Origin of the sequence: Psychrobacter cibarius (assembly GCA_030686115.1) — a bacterium.
Taxonomy (GTDB): domain Bacteria; phylum Pseudomonadota; class Gammaproteobacteria; order Pseudomonadales; family Moraxellaceae; genus Psychrobacter; species Psychrobacter cibarius_C.
This window is the reverse complement of sequence record CP131612.1, coordinates 1,331,629-1,351,583: the sequence shown is the minus strand read 5'-3', so window position 1 is coordinate 1,351,583 and position 19,955 is coordinate 1,331,629. Positions and strand designations below refer to the sequence as shown.

Below are 19,955 nucleotides of genomic sequence, written 5' to 3'. Positions count from 1 at the left end.
CAAAAATTAGGATGTCATGTGACTACTCATTCAAAAGAATTACATCAACAGCATGAGACCAGCTACGACTGGGCGGCGGGGCTCAAAAAAAGCCTACCTGTGGCGATGGGCTATTTACCTGCGGGTATCGCCTTTGGTGTGCTGGCACAAGTTGCCGGTATCCCTGTGTGGGCAACGATTATGCTGAGTGTTGTACTGTATGCGGGCGCCGCTCAATATGCTTGTTTGCCGATGCTGAGCGCTGGTTTACCGATTGGTAGCATCGCAACCAATATTGCCGCTATTAATCTACGTCATGTATTTTATGGTATGCCATTATTGCAATACCTACCAGAACATAAGCTTGCCAAAACCTATTGCCTATTTGCCTTGACTGATGAAACTTTCTCTGTTATGACTAGTTTACCCAATGAGTCAAGACAAGCGTTGATACTACCATTGAGCTTATTTAATCAAAGCTGGTGGGTACTAGCGAGCACGGTTGGTGTCATAATCGGCAGTACTCTGAGCGATTTGGTACCACATTTGGATTTTGCCTTAGTCTGTCTGTTTGCGATCTTAGCTTATGAGCAGTTCCAAAGTATCAAACGTTATTTCCCCATTGCTATTGCTGTCATTTCTTTAGCGGTGGCATCTTTATTTACTAGTAATTGGTTGTTATTGGTGGCAATCACCATCTGTATGCTATTGATTTTAGCTCGTGGGTTTTGGACGCAGCGTAATATGACAGGAGCCAACAATGACCAGTAGTTACCTTATTTTCGCAACCTTTGCGATGGCCGCCGTGACCTTTATTACCCGTGCGCTACCCGCCTTAATACCCAGAAAGCTGTTAGACACACCTTGGCTGCATCGGCTCAATGAGAGCTTGCCACTATCAGTCATGGTATTGCTTATTTTAACCAGCCTTTCTTATCAAAATTTATCGGCAACGACTAGGCTAAATAACGCTGAACTCCATTTATTGATGGCACAAATTGGTGCCCTTATTTTGGTGTTGTTCGTTTATCATATCAGCCGTCAATTATTGGTCAGTATGGTCGTTGGCATCGCTGCCATTAATGGCTTGCTATGGGTATTTACCAATTTTTTAAGTGGATACTAGGGCGTGTCCTAGAAAATTGATGAACACATGAATGGATGACAGCATATAGTTCATATGAATAATTTTAAACCCTGTAATTGAGCTATATTTAAAATAAAAAAAGGCTGGATTCTTATGAGAATCCAGCCTTTTACTTTCTAACAGTGCTGCAAAAAACTGATACTTTTAAGAAATTGATAACTTAAAGCTCTTCGACGCCCATCATATCAACTGGGGTATCAGCCACTATCTGTACGCCTTTTTTACCTGTTTTGGCAGTGTCATTGCGCTGCTCTTGTAAGTGCTCAAGATACGCTTCATTGATCTGCCCAGTGATGTAGCAACCATTAAATACGGCACAATCAAAACCTTCAACTTTGCTGTACTTGGTATCTTTTACCGCATCAATCAAGTCGTCCAAATCTTGGAAAATCAATCTATCAGCACCGATGATATCGCGTACTTCTTCTACCGTATGACCTGAGGCAATAAGCTCACTGCGTACTGGCATATCGATACCATAGACGTTTGGATATTTAACTGGTGGCGCGGCGCTAGCAAAAAATACTTTATTCGCACCAGCATCACGTGCCATTTGGATGATTTCATGGCAAGTGGTACCACGAACGATAGAATCATCAACCAACAGTACGTTTTTACCTTTGAACTCAAGTGGTACGGCGCTGAGTTTTTGACGAACTGATTTTTTACGTTGTTGTTGACCTGGCATGATAAAGGTACGACCGATATAGCGGTTTTTCATAAACCCTTCACGGTACTTAATATTCATTTTTAGTGCCAGCTCCATCGCTGACGTACGCGAGGTATCTGGAATAGGAATCACCACATCGATATCGTGATCTTCACCCCATTCAGCAAGGATTTTATCAGCCAGCTTTTCACCCATACGTAAGCGTGCTTTGTAAACTGAGATGTTGTCCATGATAGAATCTGGACGGGCAAAATACACATATTCAAAGATACAAGGTGTGTATTCTTGCTGCTCAACACACTGATGGGTATGTAATTTATGATCTAAATCAATGAATATGGCTTCGCCAGGTTTTACATCACGGATAATACTAAATCCTGATCCTGTCAGCGCAACTGACTCTGAGGCAACCATGTACTCGGTGCCGCCATTCGGTGCCATGCGCTTACCGAAAATAAGCGGACGAATACCGTTTGGATCACGAAATGCGAGCAAACCATGACCCGTAATCAAAGCGACCACGCCATAAGCGCCTTCGACGCGACCATATACAGCCGTGACTGCTTCAAAGATATCAGCAGGCGTTGCTTTGGTTTTACCCAAGTTTTGCATTTCATGGGCAAGTACGTTTAGCAATACTTCTGAATCTGAATCGGTATTAAGATGTCGGCGATCTTCGATGTATAAAGACTTGGCTAAACTCTCAGCATTGGTCAAGTTACCATTGTGTGCAAGGGTAATACCATAAGGTGAGTTGACATAAAATGGTTGAGCTTCGGCACTGCTTGACGTGCCTGCTGTTGGATAACGCACATGACCAATACCAAACTTACCAACCAATTTCATCATATGACGATTCATAAATACGTCACGTACCATGCCATTTTCTTTACGTAGATAGAGTCGTCCATCTTGCAAAGTGACAATACCCGCTGCATCTTGCCCACGATGCTGTAGCATCGTCAAACCGTCATAAAGAATCTGATTGACTGGTTCGTGAGCTGCAACTCCAATGACTCCACACATAATAGCTATATCCTATTTTGACTCATTAATTAGTACTACAATAGTGGCAAGACTGCTAACAGTAGATTATCAAAAATGCGTACTGTCACTCACCGACGACCTGATGATTGTTGTTCAGAATTTAACGAATATTTATCTTTTGACTATTAGAAAAATGCACTATTTATTGGCATTTGTGGTCTCTAAATGCGATTAAATAATTTTTTATCAAGGATAACTCACAAAGAGGATATGATAGAAGCGATAACCTCTAGCACCATAAACCCAAGCTATCAGCATCGAAGCATTGAGACATTAAAGGTTAACCGTAAAAATACTTACGATTGATTGACTTGATCCCAAGCCATACCTAACACATCTGAGACCAACGCTTTACCCATCGGGGCATAAGGCAATAGCTCAGGCGCGAGCACTGACGTTTGCCATTGTGGCATTTGCACCAGTAACGGCGCGCTGACGCTAAGCACAACTAAGACCATCAGTACATTTTTAGCAGCACCCAGTACACCACCTGCCATTTTGTCAACGACACCCAAGCGTAAGGTTTTAAGTACGCCTGAGAATACAAATGCCACTAAGTGCATGATGGCCAATATGATTATCACCACCAATAAAAATGCCATTGCCATTTGTAAAACAGGGTTTTGTACCATGCCTGATAGTTGCGGCGAAACCACTCCTGCCAAACGCGTGGCAGCAATCAAGGCAATAAACCAACCGACTAGACCAACGGCTGTTTTAATCAATCCGACTTGAAAGCCGCGCCATAAGCCGATCAAAACAACAATAGCAATCACGATATCCAGACCACTCATGTTCTACGCCTCATACCTTATTGATTTTTATCGGATGTTTACTTTCGTTTTCGTGACATATTAATTTTTGATGACTCAGCTCAAAATACAGTCGTCTTGTGCATCTGATAGGTAATGAGCTAGGAATACTGATCCGCTATAGCTCCATCGCGTCGTAATAGCCACCGATTGCTTGAATACAAGACTGTACCAGCCCAGGACCACGATAAATGAGCCCCGTATAGAGCTGCACCATATCTGCACCCGCTTCGATTTTTTTGACGGCTTTTGCACCACTGTCAATACCGCCGACGCCTATTAAAGCGACTTTACCATCTAGCTGATCGGAGAACTGTTGTAAAATTTGGGTACTAATGTGGCTGACTGGGCGACCGGATAGACCACCTGCTTGCTCACCATCAGGTAAATCTTCAACACCAACACGGCTCAACGTTGTATTGGTCGCAATCAACCCATCTATCTCAAAGTCGAGCAATTGCTGCGAGATATAATCCACTTGTAGCGGCTCTAGATCAGGCGCAACTTTCAATACCAGTGGCACATAAAAACCATATTCAGTGGCTAATTGGCTGTGACGATTTTTAATCGTATCCAAAAGCTGAGTCAATGCCTCGCCACTTTGTAAATCACGCAGATTCTTAGTATTTGGTGAGGAGATATTAACGGTGATATAGGAGGCATGCGGATAAGCACGCTCTAAACAATAGACATAATCATCGGCAGCTTGCTCTACTGGCGTATCGGCATTTTTACCAATATTAATCCCAATATTGCCTTTGTATTGGCAGCGCTTGACGTTTTCAATCAGATAATCGATACCTTGGTTATTGAAACCCATTCGATTGATGATAGCGTCTGCTTGCTTGATTCTAAACAACCTTGGCTTATCATTGCCTATTTGCAGTCTTGGCGTGACCGTGCCCACTTCTATAAAACCAAAGCCAAGCTCAGCCAACGCATCTATATAATCACCATTTTTATCTAGTCCTGCCGCTAGGCCGACCGGATTGGCGAATTGCAAGCCCATGCAGTCTGTGGGCTGCATTGATTGACCGTATACCAAACCTAAAACACGTGCTTTATGAGCTTTATCTAATAAAGATAAGGTCATCTCGTGGGCGTGCTCTGGATCCATCTTAAACAAAAAAGGGCGAAGTAAGGCATAAGACATAGTAATGGCAGACCCTGCTCGAAAGAAATAGTGAGTGAATAGTGCGAATAAAATCAAGCGCTGCGATTATATCAGCTTAACAGAAATAAGAGCAAAGTTTCATGCGCTAAATTTCTGTATTAGAGTACTACTAATAGCTATACCTACATATTGGCTAAGGAGCGGACAGATGTATTCTACTGCCCCTAAGGTACAGGACGACCATCCGTCAGGGCGATCCAACCACGGACGATACGATAAAGATGCCATATGAAGGTAAAAATCATGATTAGCAGGCCAAATACCGCTAACAATACCGAACCAATGGCAATATTATTGCTATCAGCCAGCATACTGATGCCAACACCCCCTAATGCAAAGGTAATGATAATAATACCTAAGAAGAAAAACACGATGCTATACCAAAAGGTCTTAATCTGCCAATCGAAATGCGTGGACAACCACGAACCCTCTGCGTCATGGCGCTTCGCATAGTTCATCACAATTGGTACAACCCACAGTAATCCAGCGGTAAAATAGCTGATTACGTATAAAAAATAAGTAATGTGATTATAAGTGATTAAAGAACGGCGCTTACCAGTGCTCATATTGTCACTCGCCCCATAGCTCTGCCTTTGCTGAGTCATTTCATGATCAAATGCAGCTTCAACTGACGCATTACTCTGGTGTTCAGCAGTTCTGGTCTGCTGATGGCTATGCGTGTCAGGTTTGCGATCAGAAGATTGATTCATCTTAAATATCCATCTCTGGCTGTGTGATAGTTAATTAATTGTGTCAAACGTGCAATTTTTCAATGATGCTAATGATAAATGGCTATTTTAGAAACTGATGATCAGTTAATTTGGGGCAATAGTAGATAAGGATTAAAATACTTCAAGTTTCCACAGCATATCGATTTATGAGGTGACAGTCGCTTGTACTTGAATGGCTTTGGTAACCAAGTCTTGCTGTATCGATAGCTGACTGAACTGCCAACCTTGTTGTTCGAGTTTGCCAAGTGCGGTGCTGACCACCGCTTGACTGGCATGATTGAAGCTCAGTTGCACGGCATCACCCGTCGCAACGACTTGGGCGTTGGCAATACCTGAGTTGTTTAACAATGCACTGATAGCATTGGCAGGTGGCATGGCGGCTTCACCATCCGCCGTGTTTGCCGCATTGATCGCATTACTATCGATATTGCCCGCTTGGGCACGCAACCAAAAGTAATCAGCCACTTGCTCTTGATAGTCGCGCTTACTGTCGTTTGCCGCTTGATGAATACTATAACCACCATAGCCACCAATGAACAATAATAAGAACATAGACAATACGGCCAATGCCAACTGATCACGCGGCGAAAGTGCCTGCCAGCGTAACGATAGCATCTGTTGAAAATTATTTACACGCGTTGACAGCACATTGGTTCCAATACTATTACTGGTCTCTGGCGTGATGTTATTACGTTTGGTGCGGCGCTGTAATCGTTTCATTTTCCAACCTTTTTGACTTTTATTACCACTGCCTATTTATTACCGTTGCCTAGTTGGCAAATAAATTATGATGCCGCTACATTGGTTTGCGTCGTGTCATTATTTTCTACGACATTCACCGTAACCTGACCACTAAACTGCCCTTGCTGATTACTGTTTACCTGTGCAAGCTTGGCATTTAAACCCTGCGCAACAAGTGTGCTCGTAAACTTATCAAGACTATTACGATCAGGGGCAATTAAGGTAAAGCTGAGTGCTGATGGCTGCATCACTAACGCTTGCGCCCGCAGTGAAGACTGCTTGATTAACGGGGATATGCGAGTCAATGCTGCCATATGAGAGGCTGGTGCTTGGCTGTCACTGCGTAGCTTTGGTTGCAATTGCACTTGCAGTTTGGTGCGCGAGCTTAATGGCTCATTTGGAAACCAAGCTTGATACTGCGCCGCAATCTCAGCTTTGGTCGCTACCGCCGCCTTATTATACTGATACCACTGCAGGCCATCGGTCGCCATCTGTAATACCAGTGCCGATAACGCGACCATCGCTGCCACACGCAAATACGGTGAGAGCTTTGAGTCCGTTGATTTAATAAAGAAATTAAGCGCGTGACGCTCAGGGCTGTCAACAGGCTTGGGCGGCGTGGTTAATGTGGTTAATAATAACTGATGATCTGCAACAAGCGCGGCCGTTTGTGCCATAAAGCTCGTGGGCATTGACGAATTTTTTGGCTTTGAAGAATCATCTAAAGCCGTTATGGGCGGCAATATATTCACTTCACTTAAATGCGGGAAACGTTCAAAAATCAAGGGCAAATAACTGACAGCCATACCCTGTCGCAATGACTGACGCAGTAGCATGGTTTGCTCATCTTGATACAGTGTTACTTGCTGACCTGCCCCTTCATCTGGCGTTGGTAGCAATAAAAAATCAGGCAGTAACGCCGTTATGCTCATGCCAGCGAGCTTAGCACTCTGCTGCCATGACTCGATATCGCTTTGCGCCAGTGCATACAGTTGGTGATTATCGGCTTCACTGATTTGCCGAATCGCCAATTGCTCAACAGGGGTCAAGGATGTCTCTTCAAACAAGTATTGCTTGCCGCTATTGCCCAGCTGTTTAAGCTGAGTCGCATTCAGCTCAGTATCTACCTGCAATATATGGCTTGATGGAAAATATAGACACAAAGTCTTCTGTGCATTGGTTTTATAATTACCATAGATTGTTTGCAGCTGTTGCCAACCATCAACCGTTTGCCATTGCTGAATATCTTCATGCCAGACAGCTAGCGGGCTATGCTGCGCTCGTAACCAAACATGTAACACTAAGCGTGTCCTTAATTATTAAAGCTGTTTTAAAGGTAGGATTCATACAATTTCATTCTTTAACCAGTTTAACACCACTAAGCGTCAATAGACTAAGTGTCAATAGTATCACTGACGATTCGACCTAATCTCAATACGGCTGCTCAGGCACAAAACGATCAATCTCTTTTGCCATACCTGCCATTACAAAGTCCATCTCAAACACCCTTGCTTCTGCAAGAGAAAATGATTCAGGATAATCGCCATTTAATAGACCAGCGAGATAAGCGACGATAGACATATGACACACCACTACCAGACACTCAGCGTCAATATCCGCAATATCTATTAAAGCCTGACGCGCATCATCAGAAGGCGTGATATTTTCCTGTACGATTACTGGAACCTTGGGCGCGCGCGTTTGAAATGCTGCTAGCGTCTGCTGCGCTCTATCATAGGGACTGACGACAAAATAGTCAGGATAATAGTGAGTCATCACATACTCTGCCGTCTGCATTGCTTGCTGTTGACCAAAGTCAGTTAACTGGCGCGCGCTGTCTGGACGTGATTCATCTTCTGCTTGACCATGACGTACTAGTATAATTTTCATAACCTTCCTTTATGCATTGTCATGATGACGTTGTTTGCAGAATAATCATTCTTAGAACAAAGTCATCATTTAACATTGGGGTTTTTACTGACTGTCAGTATCGCCACTTTCATCATCAATGCTATCGCTTGACGACTTCATCTGCGCAGTTAGCGCCGCATTACTATGATCATGTGCCATTACAAATTCAACGTCACTACGAAAGCCCGCTTCCATGAGATGTAACGCCACACCTAATGCTGCTTTATCTTCATAAATGACCGCATACAATGCATGGGTAATAGGCATGTAAATGCCTTGCTTGGTGGCTTTCTCATGCACTTGCTGAATGGTATTGACCCCTTCAGCCGTTTGACCGAGTTTTTTCACCGCAGCCTCAATACTCATACCGCGACCGAGCATGTTACCGATACGATAGTTGCGACTGAGCTCTGAGCTACAAGTGGCGTATAAATCACCCACACCAGACAATCCTAAGAAGGTAAGCGGATTCGCACCCGCCTCAACCCCAAAGCGGCTCATCTCTGCCAAAGCACGAGTCAATATCATCGCTTTGGTATTTTCGCCAACATCATAAGCCGCTGCCATTCCCATGGCAATCGCATAGATATTCTTTAGCGCGCCGCCAAGCTCCACACCTTTGACATCATCACTGGCAAACACTCGAAAAAACGCACTATGTAATGCGGCTTGTACGGCATGGCGCAATGGCTCAGACTCACTGGCGATAACGGTCGCCGATGGCATGTTTTTCATGATCTCTATCGCAAGGTTTGGCCCCGACATGACACCAAAATTCACTTCAGGTAGCTCATCTTTAATAATATCGCTCATCATGGCAAAAGTATCTTTCTCCATACCTTTGGTCAATGACACAATAGACTGACCACTGATAAATGGTGCAATATTTTTTAGGGTCTCACGAAAAGCCAAACCAGGCACCGCAATAAAAACGATATCTTTATCTTTGACGGCTGCTGCCAAGTCATGGCTGTATTTAAGGCTGTCATCAAGCTTATAACCTGGTAAATATTTTTTATTGGTCTGTGTTTTTACCATCGCCTTTACCGTACGCTTGTTACGTACCCACAGCGTGGTATCACAGCCATTGCGTGCAGCCAAGTTTGCCATTGCTGTACCAAAACTACCACCGCCTAAAAATGCCAAACGTAGCTTGGTAGGATTACTGTGAATATCCGCCATGTTTTTTGCCACTGCTGATTCTACCGCGCTAGGATTGAGTTTTTTACGACCAATACCCGATTTGGTAGCACGTTCGATGATACCTGCCAGCAGACTGTTTTGCTTTTCAGGGGCATTCGTATTCACCTCAGTATTATCGCTACTGATGTCTTTATTGCTATCATTAGGGCTGGTCATTTGCTGTTATCCGTATTGGCTGATTTATTATTAATAGAATTTATCATGGTTTATTTATCATGACTTATGACGCTTTAGAGCTTAGAGTATTGAGGCTATCTATCTTTTTGCTACACGACCGACTGTCTTTTTAGAGAGTGGTATTCGTCAAGAGAAAAGCGCCACTAAACAGCGCTTAGATATATTATGACTCAAATCGCACTAAAGACTCGATATCAATCGGTTTACGGGCGGGTTCATTTTTGGGGCTGGTGCCAGTATAAACAAAAGCCGTCACATAATCATCTGGACCAACGTCAAAATATGATTTAACAGCAGGTTCATTACATAGCAGTCCCGTACGCCACACTGTACTAAAACCTTGGGCTTTTAGCGCCAAAATCAGGTTTTGTACAGCCGCTCCCGCACTTAGCATTTGTTCAAAAGGAGGAACTTTTTTGTGCGCTTGTATTTTTGTGACAACCGTGATGATGACGGGCGCTCTTAGTGGCATGGCTTGAGTTTTTGCGATGTCCTTTTCGGACAGCGTTTCGTCCTCTTGCACCGCTTTGGCTTGAGCCGCTGCGACCAAGGCATTGCCTAATTCATGACGGGCGTCCCCCTGTGTCACTATAAAACGCCATGGACGCAGTTTTTTATGATCTGGCGCTGTCGCCGCACACTCAATCGCTGTTTCGATTTGGGTCTGTGTGGGTGCGGGCAAATCCAAATTACCCATACTGCGCCTTGAATTGATCCAGCCAATCATTTCTTCACTGCTAATCTGCATACTGTCTGTGGTGATATCTTGGGTCGACAGTTTTTTATTATTTTCTTCGGATGTAGTCATTACCGCTCCTTATTTATTATTATCTTTTATGCAAAAAACCAATGCTTTGGTTTACTCTCAATACTGTCAAAAAACACGTTATGTCAAACGAATATATATCAATATTGAGTGTGAGTGACTTGAATGGAAGACCATGAGTGTTTTAATCGACAACTTGTAGATTATCATCGGCTATGAAGAGGCTTTAATTATGCCGCATCATCGACCCGATGCTCCATGCGCAGATAATCCTCTGACTGCATCTCAAGCAAGCGCGAGCGTGTCCGTTCAATCTCAAACGCCAATTTCTCTCCTTGATATAGATCCAAAATCGACTGCTGCGCTCTAACCAGCAACTTAACACGGCGATCATAAAACTCATCAACCAGATAAATAAACCGACGGGTCGGATCCCGTAAGTCATCGTCTAAAGCAGGCACGGCATTGACCAATACTGTGCTGAACTGCTTAGCGATTTCGATGAAATCAGATGCTGATCGTGGCTCCATACATAAATGACGGAAATCACAGAATAAAATATCCTCAGTGCGAGCATTAATTCTAATTTCGCGACCATTAATCGTAATTGGCTCATTACTGATTTTTTGGTTATTGGATAAACTGGCAAAACGGTTGGCTAACCAATGATGATTCGCTTTCGTCATAGGCGACTCATATAGCTCTGCCTGCTGCAATACGCGCAAACGATAGTCGATACCAGAATCGATATTCATCACCTTAGTATGACGCTCCACTTCAGCGATAGCGGGCATAAAACGGTCACGATGTAAGCCGTCTTTATACAATCCTGATGGCTCAATATTTGAGGTGGCGACCAATGTAATACCACGATTGAATAGCATGGTGAACAAATCACCTAAAATCATGGCATCAGAAACATTAGAAACAAAAAACTCATCGAAACAGATAATAACCGCTTCTGCATAAATGATGTCGGCGACTTTTTCTAATGGGTCACTCTCACCTTGCAGCTTGTTTAGCTCTTGATGAACGCGCTGCATGAAATGATGAAAATGCAGACGCATCTTGCGATCAATGGTCAATGAATCATAAAACATGTCCATCATCCATGTTTTACCACGACCTACCCCGCCCCACATATACAAACCCGTTGGTGCTGTCGGCTTGGACTTTAGAAAGCTAAAAAAGCCTTTCTTCTGTGGCGCACTATTGATGAGCTGATGATGTATCTCATCAAGATAGCTCATGGCCTTAAATTGCTGCTCATCTCGAGTAAACTCATCTGTACTGACGGCTTGCTCGTAACGTTGCAATGGAGATAAACTCATAATACGACTCATCATTAGACAAAATAAATAGTAAGGTAATGGTTGATTCTGCATGAACTCGTCAAAATGAAGCGATCAGAGCTCATTACTTGATAGCGGTTCTCTATCCTAATATTACTAGGGTGTGTCATCAATTAGATTGTGAGGCTTAAAATGAGAAAAATTGTAGATAAACAAGGAAGCAATTGCCGTTAATATGAACATATTGACAAAATTGCTGACGATGTTTAGCAAAATTTAGCCATTTTAAGACCACTAAACGTACTAATGTGCTAATTGATGACACGCCCTAGGTAATAACTAAGAGTCGCTACCAAAGGTATGCTTTTCTAATAGGCCTTTCAACTCTGACAGACGTCCATGAAAAAAGTGCCCTGCGCCATCTACAACGCTGACAGCAATCCCTAATCGCTCCGCAAATACTTGCATATTATCAGGGTCAATCACTTCATCAGCATTGCCATAAATCTCAAACGTTTTATCGGCTGGTAAGCTTATGTCACTGCTGTCATTTTTTTCAACGGATGGAGCAATAAGGGCGATTTTAGTAATCTCAAAATCGCCTAGCCCCCAAATATGAGGGGCTTCAAGCACCTGCTCAGCCACCCGTGCTGTCACATAACCGCCAAAAGAGAAACCACCCAACCATAACTTGCGCGCATTGGTTTGCTCTGCAATCCATTGTAGCACGGTCATTGCATCTACGACTTCACCATACGCATAATCGTGCTCGCCAGTCGACTGCCCGACACCGCGAAAGTTAAAGCGTACCACGTGCATACCATTATCACGAGCAAAGCGATACATCGTCGTCACCACTTTATTATTCATCGTGCCGTCGAATAACGGATTGGGATGACACAGTAACGCCACTGTATCGGTATTTGGATTGTTAGGATTATCTTGTTGCCAAAGCGCGTCGACTTCGAGCACGCCAGCAGGAGCAGGAATTAATGGCATAAAATTACTTATTGATTAAAAATGAATAGGTCAATTATCCTAGATATGGTTTATATTTCAAGTGATTTGCTGTGTCATAGTACCGCTTATTTTCATTTTCGCTCATCATAAGTAAACGTCGCCCATGAATATATGATGAATATGTGCGGTCTCTGCAATACCGTACACAATAACCGACTAGACACCCCAGAGCCGAATAGGGTAGATTCATCATAGTTGTTGAGCCACCTATGGACGGATACGTGCATAGCGTATCCTCAATTTTGCTGTGATATTCAACTTTATGTATGACTGACAGACATTAGGAATCGTTTATGAATACTATTAATAAAACCGCTGCACTGACTGCTACTTTGGCGGCAGCACTCGCCCTAAGTGCTTGCCAAACTACGCCTTCATCACCAGTTATCCAGCGTGCCAACTCTATTTATGAGACGACTGGCATCGCCGATAGCAAAGTAAAAGCACAGCAAAATGCGATAGACAGCGCACAAAAAACTTGCAGAGGTAAGCAAGTTATTATCGTCGATGACAAAGTCACTTATAACGGTATTTTAGATGAAAATACCGGTCGGATGATTGGGCAAGCCAGTGCCGTCCTCGGTACGATCCTTGGTACGGGCTCGCCGAACTTATCACGTGACGACGATTACGAGTATAAAATCAACTTTCGCTGCCAATAAAATAATTATTATTTCATAAAGCACTTATTTGGCGGCTTGTTATTTAATAAAGTATTTAGCCAACCAATCAGCGATAAGAATATATTAGTCGCTGACGGGTTGGCTTCTCTTTTTGTGTGCTCGCTTTTGGGGTAAACTACCCTTTCTGATTTTTTATGACTCTTACTCTATAAACAGCCCGTTTTTAAGCTCCCTCACTTTTGGTCTATTATTATGCGCAAACCCAACCTGTCAAATATGAAACCAGCTAAGGTATTAGCGCCTGCTAAAGATTTAGCGACCTTGGAAGCCGAGTTAGCTGAGCAAGAAAATAATATTGAAGTCAATTTAGAAGATACCGTTCTGCGATTGAGTGACTATTTATCAGCCGTTGATATGGTTATCAAACAGACCTTTAACCACCGTGTATGGGTAAAAGCAGAGATTCGCAATCTATCTAGTAAAGGCGGGCATTATTACTTTGAATTGGCAGAAAAAGATGATGACGGTAAGGTCATTGCTAGCTGCCGCGGCAATCTTTGGCGCTTTAAAGCCGCGCGGGTATTAGCAAAATTTGAGCGCGCAACTGGCATGCCCCTTGATCGTGATTTGACAGTATTGCTCAAAGTATCCGCAGGCTTCCATGCGCAATATGGCTTCTCTCTCACTATTGAAGATATTGACCCTAGCTACACGTTAGGCGACTTGGCGCGACAATATGCAGAGATGGTCGATCGCTTGACGGGAGAAGGCTTATTAAACCTGAATCAACAGCTGCCTGTTCCGTTTGATATTGAGCATGTGCTGGTCATTGCCCCTGAAAAAGCCGCTGGATTAGGTGATTTTCAAGCCGACGCTGATCGCTTAGCGCGCACAGGTGCCTGTCATTTCCATTATCATAACGCGACCTTTCAGGGTAATCATGCGCCAAGCGAAATCCGCCAAGCAATCGTTAACGCCCAGCAGCAGTTTTTTGATACTTATGAGCGCCTGCCAGACTTATTAGTCATTATTCGTGGCGGCGGTGCGGTCGGTGATTTAGCCTATCTAAATGATTATGAATTGGCAGCATTGGTTGCAGAGCAGCCTATCCCTGTCTGGGTTGGCATTGGTCACGAGCGTGATAAAGTGATCTTAGATGAAGTCGCGCATACTAGCTTTGATACCCCATCAAAGGTGATTGCCGCTATCATGACGCATTTAGCCCAGCTCGTCACTCAAACGCTGCAATACCAAGCGCAAATCAAGCAAGCAGCCCAACGTCAATTAAACACCGCTGAGCAGCAAACGACACGCCAGTTGAGCCAAATACAATCGCAAACAATTGGTCAATTAACCGCTCTGCAAAAAGACAGTGATTATGCGTGGCGTAGTATTCAGCAAAGCGCTCAGCGACAGGTCAAGCAAGCCGCCAGACTCACCAGCGAGCTACGCACACAGACTCAAGCAGCGGCCTATCAGCAGTTAACAGTGGCTGCTAGTGCCAGTCAAAATAACCAAAAAACGATTATGCATTCGGCACAGCAGCAGTTAATACAAGCACAGCGTGATAGCGAACATCTGCGTGATATTGTGCTCCTGCATCGCCCTTCTCGGGTGCTCAAGCAAGGCTATACCATGCTTACTGATGCAAAAGATAAGCAAATACTGACCAGCGGTATGCAGCTCCATCCAGAACAAACGGTGCACATCCTCTTAAAGGACGGTAAAGCAAAAGCACAGATTATTGACGTAAACATTAATAAATAAGAAGTACAACCTACCGTCGATTCAACTTAATCAAAGACTTTATTTTAAAATTAGGAAACCTTATGACAACCCCTACTCGCAAACGCAAAAAAGCCGCCCCAAAAACCTTTAAGGCGGCTTATGATATTCTAAAAACCAATGCCGCTGAATTACAGCAACAAGATGAGCCAGATATTGATAATCTGATGACCACAGTGGAAGAGTCAATTGCTGCTTATCGCGTTTGCGAAACCCGTATCAATGCGGTACAGCAAGCACTAGATGCCGCTTTTGCTGAAGAAGAAGATAAAACAGAGAATAGCGACAGTTAAGTCAATTCTATTCAGGCTCGTCGACTTCAAATACTTGGCGCAAATAGGCAAGATACGTGTCGTTATTAATCATGGTCTTGCCTGGACTGTCTGACAGTTTAGCGACTGGCTGCCCATTGCATTCCACCAACTTTAAGACGATATTTATCGGGGTGATACCCATATCATTGGTGAGGTTGGTACCAATACCAAAGCTGGTCTTTATTTGACCTTTAAAATACTGATGTAAATTCCAAGCTTTATCCAAATCTAAGCCATCACTAAAGGTTAAAATCTTCGTTCTTGGGTCTATTTTAAGGTTTTTATAATGAGCAATCGCCTTATCACCCCAGATATACGGGTCGCCGCTATCGTGACGTAAACCATCAAACAGCTTAGCGAAATACAAATCAAAATCGCGTAAAAACGCATCCATGCCAACGACATCGGTCAGCGCAATACCCAAATCGCCGCGATACTCATGTACCCATGCTTCAAGCGCCGCTTTTTGTGAATCACGTAAACGCACATCCAAAGCCTGAAATGCCTGCATAAACTCATGTGCCATCGTACCGATTGGCGTCATTCCGAGCTTTTTCGCTAAATACACGTTGGAAGTACCGCTTACTATTTTTGGTTCAGCTTTATGCAAAGTCTCAACCACATGGGCTTGCCAAGCTTTGCTAAAACGTCTACGAGTACCAAAATCAGCGATGATTAATGGCGGCGTATTAGCATCACATTTTTCCTGCTCTGTCGCATATTGATGCAACAATGTGACTTTTTCATCCAATCTGCGCTGACCTTCTTCAATCACACTGGCATTCGATAGCGCATCAAAATACAGCTCATTAACGATGGCGAGTACAAACACTTCAAAGAACATCGCTTGAATCATCGGACCTTCGATGTCGATAAATAAGCGACCTTTATCATCCGTACTGACGGTAATAAAACGACGTTTCAACTTAAACAATTCTAGATAGTCAACGAAGTCTGAGCGCATAAAGCGCAAACCACGTAAGTACTCTAGTTCATCCTCTAAAAATCGTAATTCACATAAATTGTCTAACTGCTGCTCTAGATCATCCTTAATATCAGCCAATGGATACAGCGTGTCTTTATTATTACGGCAGCGAAAGCGATAAACACCATGTGTCTGTGGAAACTGATGCAGCATGGCTTGCAGCATCGTAAATTTATATAAATCATTATCGAGTAAAGAGGTAATAATAGGTTCAAAAGGTTTAGAGGTATGAGTAACGGTCATGTTACAGCCTTAAATACAAAAATGAAAAGCCGCCAAACAAATCCAGCGACGAAATAGGTATACATAACTATAAAAGTATTAATAATAGAAAACGCTCAGCTTTTGAGTATAACGAAGTTTGGTTGGTTTTTCATAATTCAACGGCTATAACAGCAAAAATACAACGATAATAAAACGAACCATCATGCTGTGATAGTAATTATGCTCAAGGCATCAATCATAAAAAAGACGCTAAGAATTATCTTAACGTCTTTTTTATAAAGTCGATTATCAGTATTAATAATTAAGGTTTTGCAGGCTTAACCAACTTCACTAATGGCGCATAGCCTGACTGCGGCATCACATCGACTGGAATAAACTGTAGCGCCCCGCCATTGATACAATAGCGCAGCCCGCCACGATCTTTTGGCCCATCAGGGAATACATGACCCAGATGTGAGTCTGCTACTCGCGAGCGAACTTCAGTGCGTACCATATTAAAAGCGGTGTCTTCATGCTGAGTAATGACTTGCATATCAATCGGCTTAGTAAAGCTTGGCCAACCACAGCCAGACTGGTACTTATCGGTTGATAAAAATAATGGCTCACCGCTCACCACATCGACATAGATACCCGGCGCAAATAAATTATCATATTCATGGCTAAAGGCGCGCTCAGTACCGGCATCTTGCGTGATATTGTACTGCGCTTTGGTCAAGGTGTTTTTGAGCGCGCCTTTATCAAATCCTGCGTAACGCTTAGGATTTAAAGTCTCAGCAACGGTACTTACAGGTGCAAGCTTGGTACGCGCAGTACCTTCTAGTTTATCATCGGCAAGGCTTAAATCAACATGACAATAACCGTTTGGATTTTTTGCCAGATAATCCTGATGGTACATTTCAGCTAAGTAGAAATTGTCTAGCGGCTCATTTTCTACCACAATTTTTTGTTTATACTGGCTTTGCACACGTTTGAGGGCAGCATCAATCACTGCTTTATCTTCTTTATCGGTGTAATAAACGCCTGATCGGTACTGCACACCGCGATCATTGCCTTGTTTGTTGAGGCTGGTTGGATCAATCACGCGAAAGTAGTATTTTAAGATAGTATCAAGGTCTGTTTTATCCGCATCGTAAGTGACTTTGACGGCTTCGGCATGACCTGAGCCACGAATCACTTGCTCGTAGCTTGGATTAGCCGTCTCGCCATTGGCATAACCTGATACAGCATCGACGACGCCTTCGACGCGCTCCATATAAGCTTCTACGCCCCAAAAACAGCCACCTGCCAAGTAGATTGAGCGCGTATTAATCGCTTTGCCTTTATCGTTATAATAAACGCCATCTTTTTGTTTGATGGTTTCAATCTTGCTGTTGTTGTCTAAGGTTTGCGCATTTGCTGGTTTAGCACTCCCTGCTTTAAGCTCAGCAAAATCATTATTGGCATTTTCAGCAAGGGCATAGGCTTGCTCTGCCGATATATTACCTTTTACCAAATGCACCAAGTTGCCGCTTTTATCAAGTATCGCCCAGCTTGGATAAACTTGCACACCAAGTTTATTAATCAGCTCGCCTGAAGCGTCAGACAATACTGGTAGCTTTGGATAGTCTGCTTGGACGCCTGCATACCAAGTGCTAAAGTCGCCATCGGCTTTTTCATTTAGATGGCCGGGACTGACAACAGTCACGACATTTAAATCAGCGAACTTGGGATCGGTGCGCCATTCTTCGGTTTCTGCCAACGTGCCCAAGCATAATGGGCACCAGCTTGCCCAAAATTTAATCAAGGTTGGTTTATTAGGATCAATGACTGCTGTGCCCGTGTCACCTAAGCCTTTTGTCAATTGCGGCAGCGCTCGCATTTGTCCAAGCATATCGGAAGGCAACATGTCACGTGAGCTAGTCACTCCACTGTTTTGCTTGGCTGATTTAGTCGTGCTACTTGCATTGCTCTCCGCACTACTCATCTGTCCACAAGCGACCAATATGCCAGCACTCAGCACTGTCGTGACACCAACGGCACTGATGCTCTTTAGCCAACGTGATGAATCACATGGTGAGTCTGTCGCTAACTTATTAGTATGACTACGATCATTATGGCGAATTTTCTTATGCGGCATGCGAGGTCCTTTTTACGAAGTCTTACGATCATAAACTGAGTTTTTATGCTCGCTCATGGTCTTCTTACGTGGTCAATGAAAGTAGATAAATCGAGATTTTAGCAAAGCTAATACACTATTAGAGTATCTTAATAGTATACATCGATGATGGAGTTTACTTTAATAGTAACTAATGGGTTGCTACACTTTTTTAACAACAGTGTAAGAATAATGATATAGACAGAAATCTATCATTTTGCAGGTGTAATTTATAAAACAACATTTAAAAAAACGTCGTGTCATTTTTAAATTAAATTTTAGCACCCATAAATTGAGCCACATACTCATCAGCTGGGTTGTGGCGCAATTCACTGGGTGTATCCGTTTGTACCAAACGCCCGCCATTTAAAATACTAATCCGCTGACCGACCTTAATCGCTTCATCGATATCATGAGTGATAAAGACGATGGTTTTGTTTAGCCGTGCTTGTAGCTCAAGTAGTTGGTCTTGTAATTGGGCACGAATGAGGGGATCAAGGGCAGAGAAAGCCTCGTCCATCAGCAATATCGGATTATCGGTTGCTAAGGCACGCGCCAGCCCGACACGCTGCTGCATCCCTCCTGACAGCTCATCAGGGTAACTTTTCTCCAAATTTGCTAGCCCAACTTCATTAAGCCAATGCCGAGCAACCTCGTGGCGTTCTTTGATACTCATTTTTCGCACTCGCAAGCCGTAAGCGACGTTTTGCAGCACCGTCATATGTGGCACCAAACCAAAATGCTGAAAAACCATACTGATTGTCTGCTGGCGATAATGCTGTAGCGCTTTATCATTTAGCTCTAAAATATTAATAGCAGGCGATGATTTTCCATTTTCTAATAAATCAGGAGAGAGTTTGGCATTAGTGGAGGGCTTAGTACTACTAGTAGACGGCTTGGCATTAATAGAAGTATCAACCCATATTTTACCGCTGGTTGGGTCAATCAAACGATTGATATGGCGTATCAAGGTTGATTTTCCCGAACCTGACAAGCCCATAATACAATGCAGCTCACCTGCTTTAACGCTCAAATTGATGTCATAAAGCCCGACCGAATAGCCTGTTTGTTCCTTTACCTGAATGCTATCCATACCTTCTGCTAATAATCCCAATGCAGACTTTGCTTGCGAGCTATTGGCATTATAAATCTTGCTGATATTTTCCAATTGAATATGATTCATGATGGCTCTCATTTTTATTTTTCTAGTTATCATTAT

19 protein-coding genes are annotated in these 19,955 nt (G+C 43.3%); 5 read left to right on the top strand and 14 right to left on the bottom strand.

Annotation, left to right across the window (positions count from 1 at the left end; translation table 11 throughout):
* Positions 1 to 18 precede the first annotated feature (18 nt).
* Positions 19 to 750 carry an AzlC family ABC transporter permease gene (locus tag Q6344_05720; GenBank protein WLG14834.1) on the top strand — a complete coding sequence of 244 codons (732 nt, stop codon included), beginning with the start codon at positions 19 to 21 and terminating at the stop codon, positions 748 to 750.
* Positions 740 to 1,105, top strand: a complete 366-nt coding sequence (locus tag Q6344_05715) for an AzlD domain-containing protein (GenBank protein ID WLG14833.1) — start codon at positions 740 to 742, stop codon at positions 1,103 to 1,105. The genes Q6344_05720 and Q6344_05715 overlap by 11 nt, the downstream gene beginning before the upstream one ends.
* A 181-nt stretch (positions 1,106 to 1,286) precedes the next feature.
* On the opposite strand, the gene purF is transcribed toward Q6344_05715, so the two are convergent.
* From purF to Q6344_05660, 11 genes are all read right to left on the bottom strand, one after another.
* Entirely contained in the window at positions 1,287 to 2,822 is a 1,536-nt protein-coding gene (gene purF, locus Q6344_05710; GenBank protein ID WLG14832.1) for an amidophosphoribosyltransferase, read from the bottom strand.
* 317 nt (positions 2,823 to 3,139) lie between these two features.
* A complete protein-coding gene (locus tag Q6344_05705; protein ID WLG14831.1) occupies positions 3,140 to 3,637 on the bottom strand; it encodes a CvpA family protein in 498 nt (165 codons plus the stop codon).
* Positions 3,638 to 3,773: 136 nt separating this feature from the next.
* Positions 3,774 to 4,808 carry a quinone-dependent dihydroorotate dehydrogenase gene (locus tag Q6344_05700; GenBank protein ID WLG14830.1) on the bottom strand — a complete coding sequence of 345 codons (1,035 nt, stop codon included), beginning with the start codon at positions 4,806 to 4,808 and terminating at the stop codon, positions 3,774 to 3,776.
* 185 nt (positions 4,809 to 4,993) lie between these two features.
* Positions 4,994 to 5,539 carry a hypothetical protein gene (locus Q6344_05695; protein ID WLG14829.1) on the bottom strand — a complete coding sequence of 182 codons (546 nt, stop codon included), beginning with the start codon at positions 5,537 to 5,539 and terminating at the stop codon, positions 4,994 to 4,996.
* A 165-nt stretch (positions 5,540 to 5,704) separates the two neighbouring features.
* Positions 5,705 to 6,280 (bottom strand): type II secretion system protein GspM, encoded by a 576-nt coding sequence (gspM, locus tag Q6344_05690; protein ID WLG14828.1) that lies wholly within the window; start codon positions 6,278 to 6,280, stop codon positions 5,705 to 5,707.
* Between the two features lie 65 nt (positions 6,281 to 6,345).
* The gene (gene gspL / locus Q6344_05685; protein ID WLG14827.1) at positions 6,346 to 7,602 is read right to left on the bottom strand and encodes a type II secretion system protein GspL; all 1,257 of its coding nucleotides are present in this window, start codon (positions 7,600 to 7,602) and stop codon (positions 6,346 to 6,348) included.
* 130 nt (positions 7,603 to 7,732) lie between these two features.
* Complete coding sequence (locus Q6344_05680) at positions 7,733 to 8,191, bottom strand: histidine phosphatase family protein (GenBank protein WLG14826.1); 459 nt, start codon at positions 8,189 to 8,191, stop codon at positions 7,733 to 7,735.
* Between the two features lie 84 nt (positions 8,192 to 8,275).
* Positions 8,276 to 9,571 carry an NAD(P)H-dependent glycerol-3-phosphate dehydrogenase gene (locus tag Q6344_05675; GenBank protein WLG14825.1) on the bottom strand — a complete coding sequence of 432 codons (1,296 nt, stop codon included), beginning with the start codon at positions 9,569 to 9,571 and terminating at the stop codon, positions 8,276 to 8,278.
* A gap of 184 nt (positions 9,572 to 9,755) precedes the next feature.
* Entirely contained in the window at positions 9,756 to 10,400 is a 645-nt protein-coding gene (locus Q6344_05670; protein WLG14824.1) for a nitroreductase, read from the bottom strand.
* A 188-nt stretch (positions 10,401 to 10,588) separates the two neighbouring features.
* The gene (zapE, locus tag Q6344_05665) at positions 10,589 to 11,689 is read right to left on the bottom strand and encodes a cell division protein ZapE (GenBank protein WLG14823.1); all 1,101 of its coding nucleotides are present in this window, start codon (positions 11,687 to 11,689) and stop codon (positions 10,589 to 10,591) included.
* 300 nt (positions 11,690 to 11,989) lie between these two features.
* A complete protein-coding gene (locus Q6344_05660; GenBank protein WLG14822.1) occupies positions 11,990 to 12,649 on the bottom strand; it encodes an alpha/beta fold hydrolase in 660 nt (219 codons plus the stop codon).
* A 314-nt stretch (positions 12,650 to 12,963) separates the two neighbouring features.
* Here Q6344_05660 and Q6344_05655 point away from each other — a divergent pair, with 314 nt between their 5' ends.
* From Q6344_05655 to Q6344_05645, 3 genes are all read left to right on the top strand, one after another.
* Entirely contained in the window at positions 12,964 to 13,332 is a 369-nt protein-coding gene (locus Q6344_05655) for a hypothetical protein (GenBank protein WLG14821.1), read from the top strand.
* A gap of 213 nt (positions 13,333 to 13,545) precedes the next feature.
* Positions 13,546 to 15,060, top strand: coding sequence for an exodeoxyribonuclease VII large subunit (gene xseA, locus Q6344_05650; GenBank protein WLG14820.1), 1,515 nt, complete (start codon positions 13,546 to 13,548; stop codon positions 15,058 to 15,060).
* A gap of 62 nt (positions 15,061 to 15,122) precedes the next feature.
* Positions 15,123 to 15,371, top strand: a complete 249-nt coding sequence (locus Q6344_05645) for an exodeoxyribonuclease VII (GenBank protein ID WLG14819.1) — start codon at positions 15,123 to 15,125, stop codon at positions 15,369 to 15,371.
* A 7-nt stretch (positions 15,372 to 15,378) separates the two neighbouring features.
* Here Q6344_05645 and pncB read toward each other — a convergent pair whose 3' ends face one another.
* The 3 genes from pncB to Q6344_05630 form a co-directional block, all read right to left on the bottom strand.
* Positions 15,379 to 16,620 carry a nicotinate phosphoribosyltransferase gene (pncB, locus tag Q6344_05640; protein WLG14818.1) on the bottom strand — a complete coding sequence of 414 codons (1,242 nt, stop codon included), beginning with the start codon at positions 16,618 to 16,620 and terminating at the stop codon, positions 15,379 to 15,381.
* Positions 16,621 to 16,903: 283 nt separating this feature from the next.
* The gene (gene msrAB / locus Q6344_05635) at positions 16,904 to 18,718 is read right to left on the bottom strand and encodes a bifunctional peptide-methionine (S)-S-oxide reductase MsrA/peptide-methionine (R)-S-oxide reductase MsrB (GenBank protein WLG14817.1); all 1,815 of its coding nucleotides are present in this window, start codon (positions 18,716 to 18,718) and stop codon (positions 16,904 to 16,906) included.
* Between the two features lie 289 nt (positions 18,719 to 19,007).
* A complete protein-coding gene (locus Q6344_05630; GenBank protein WLG14816.1) occupies positions 19,008 to 19,919 on the bottom strand; it encodes an ATP-binding cassette domain-containing protein in 912 nt (303 codons plus the stop codon).
* Positions 19,920 to 19,955: the final 36 nt, after the last annotated feature.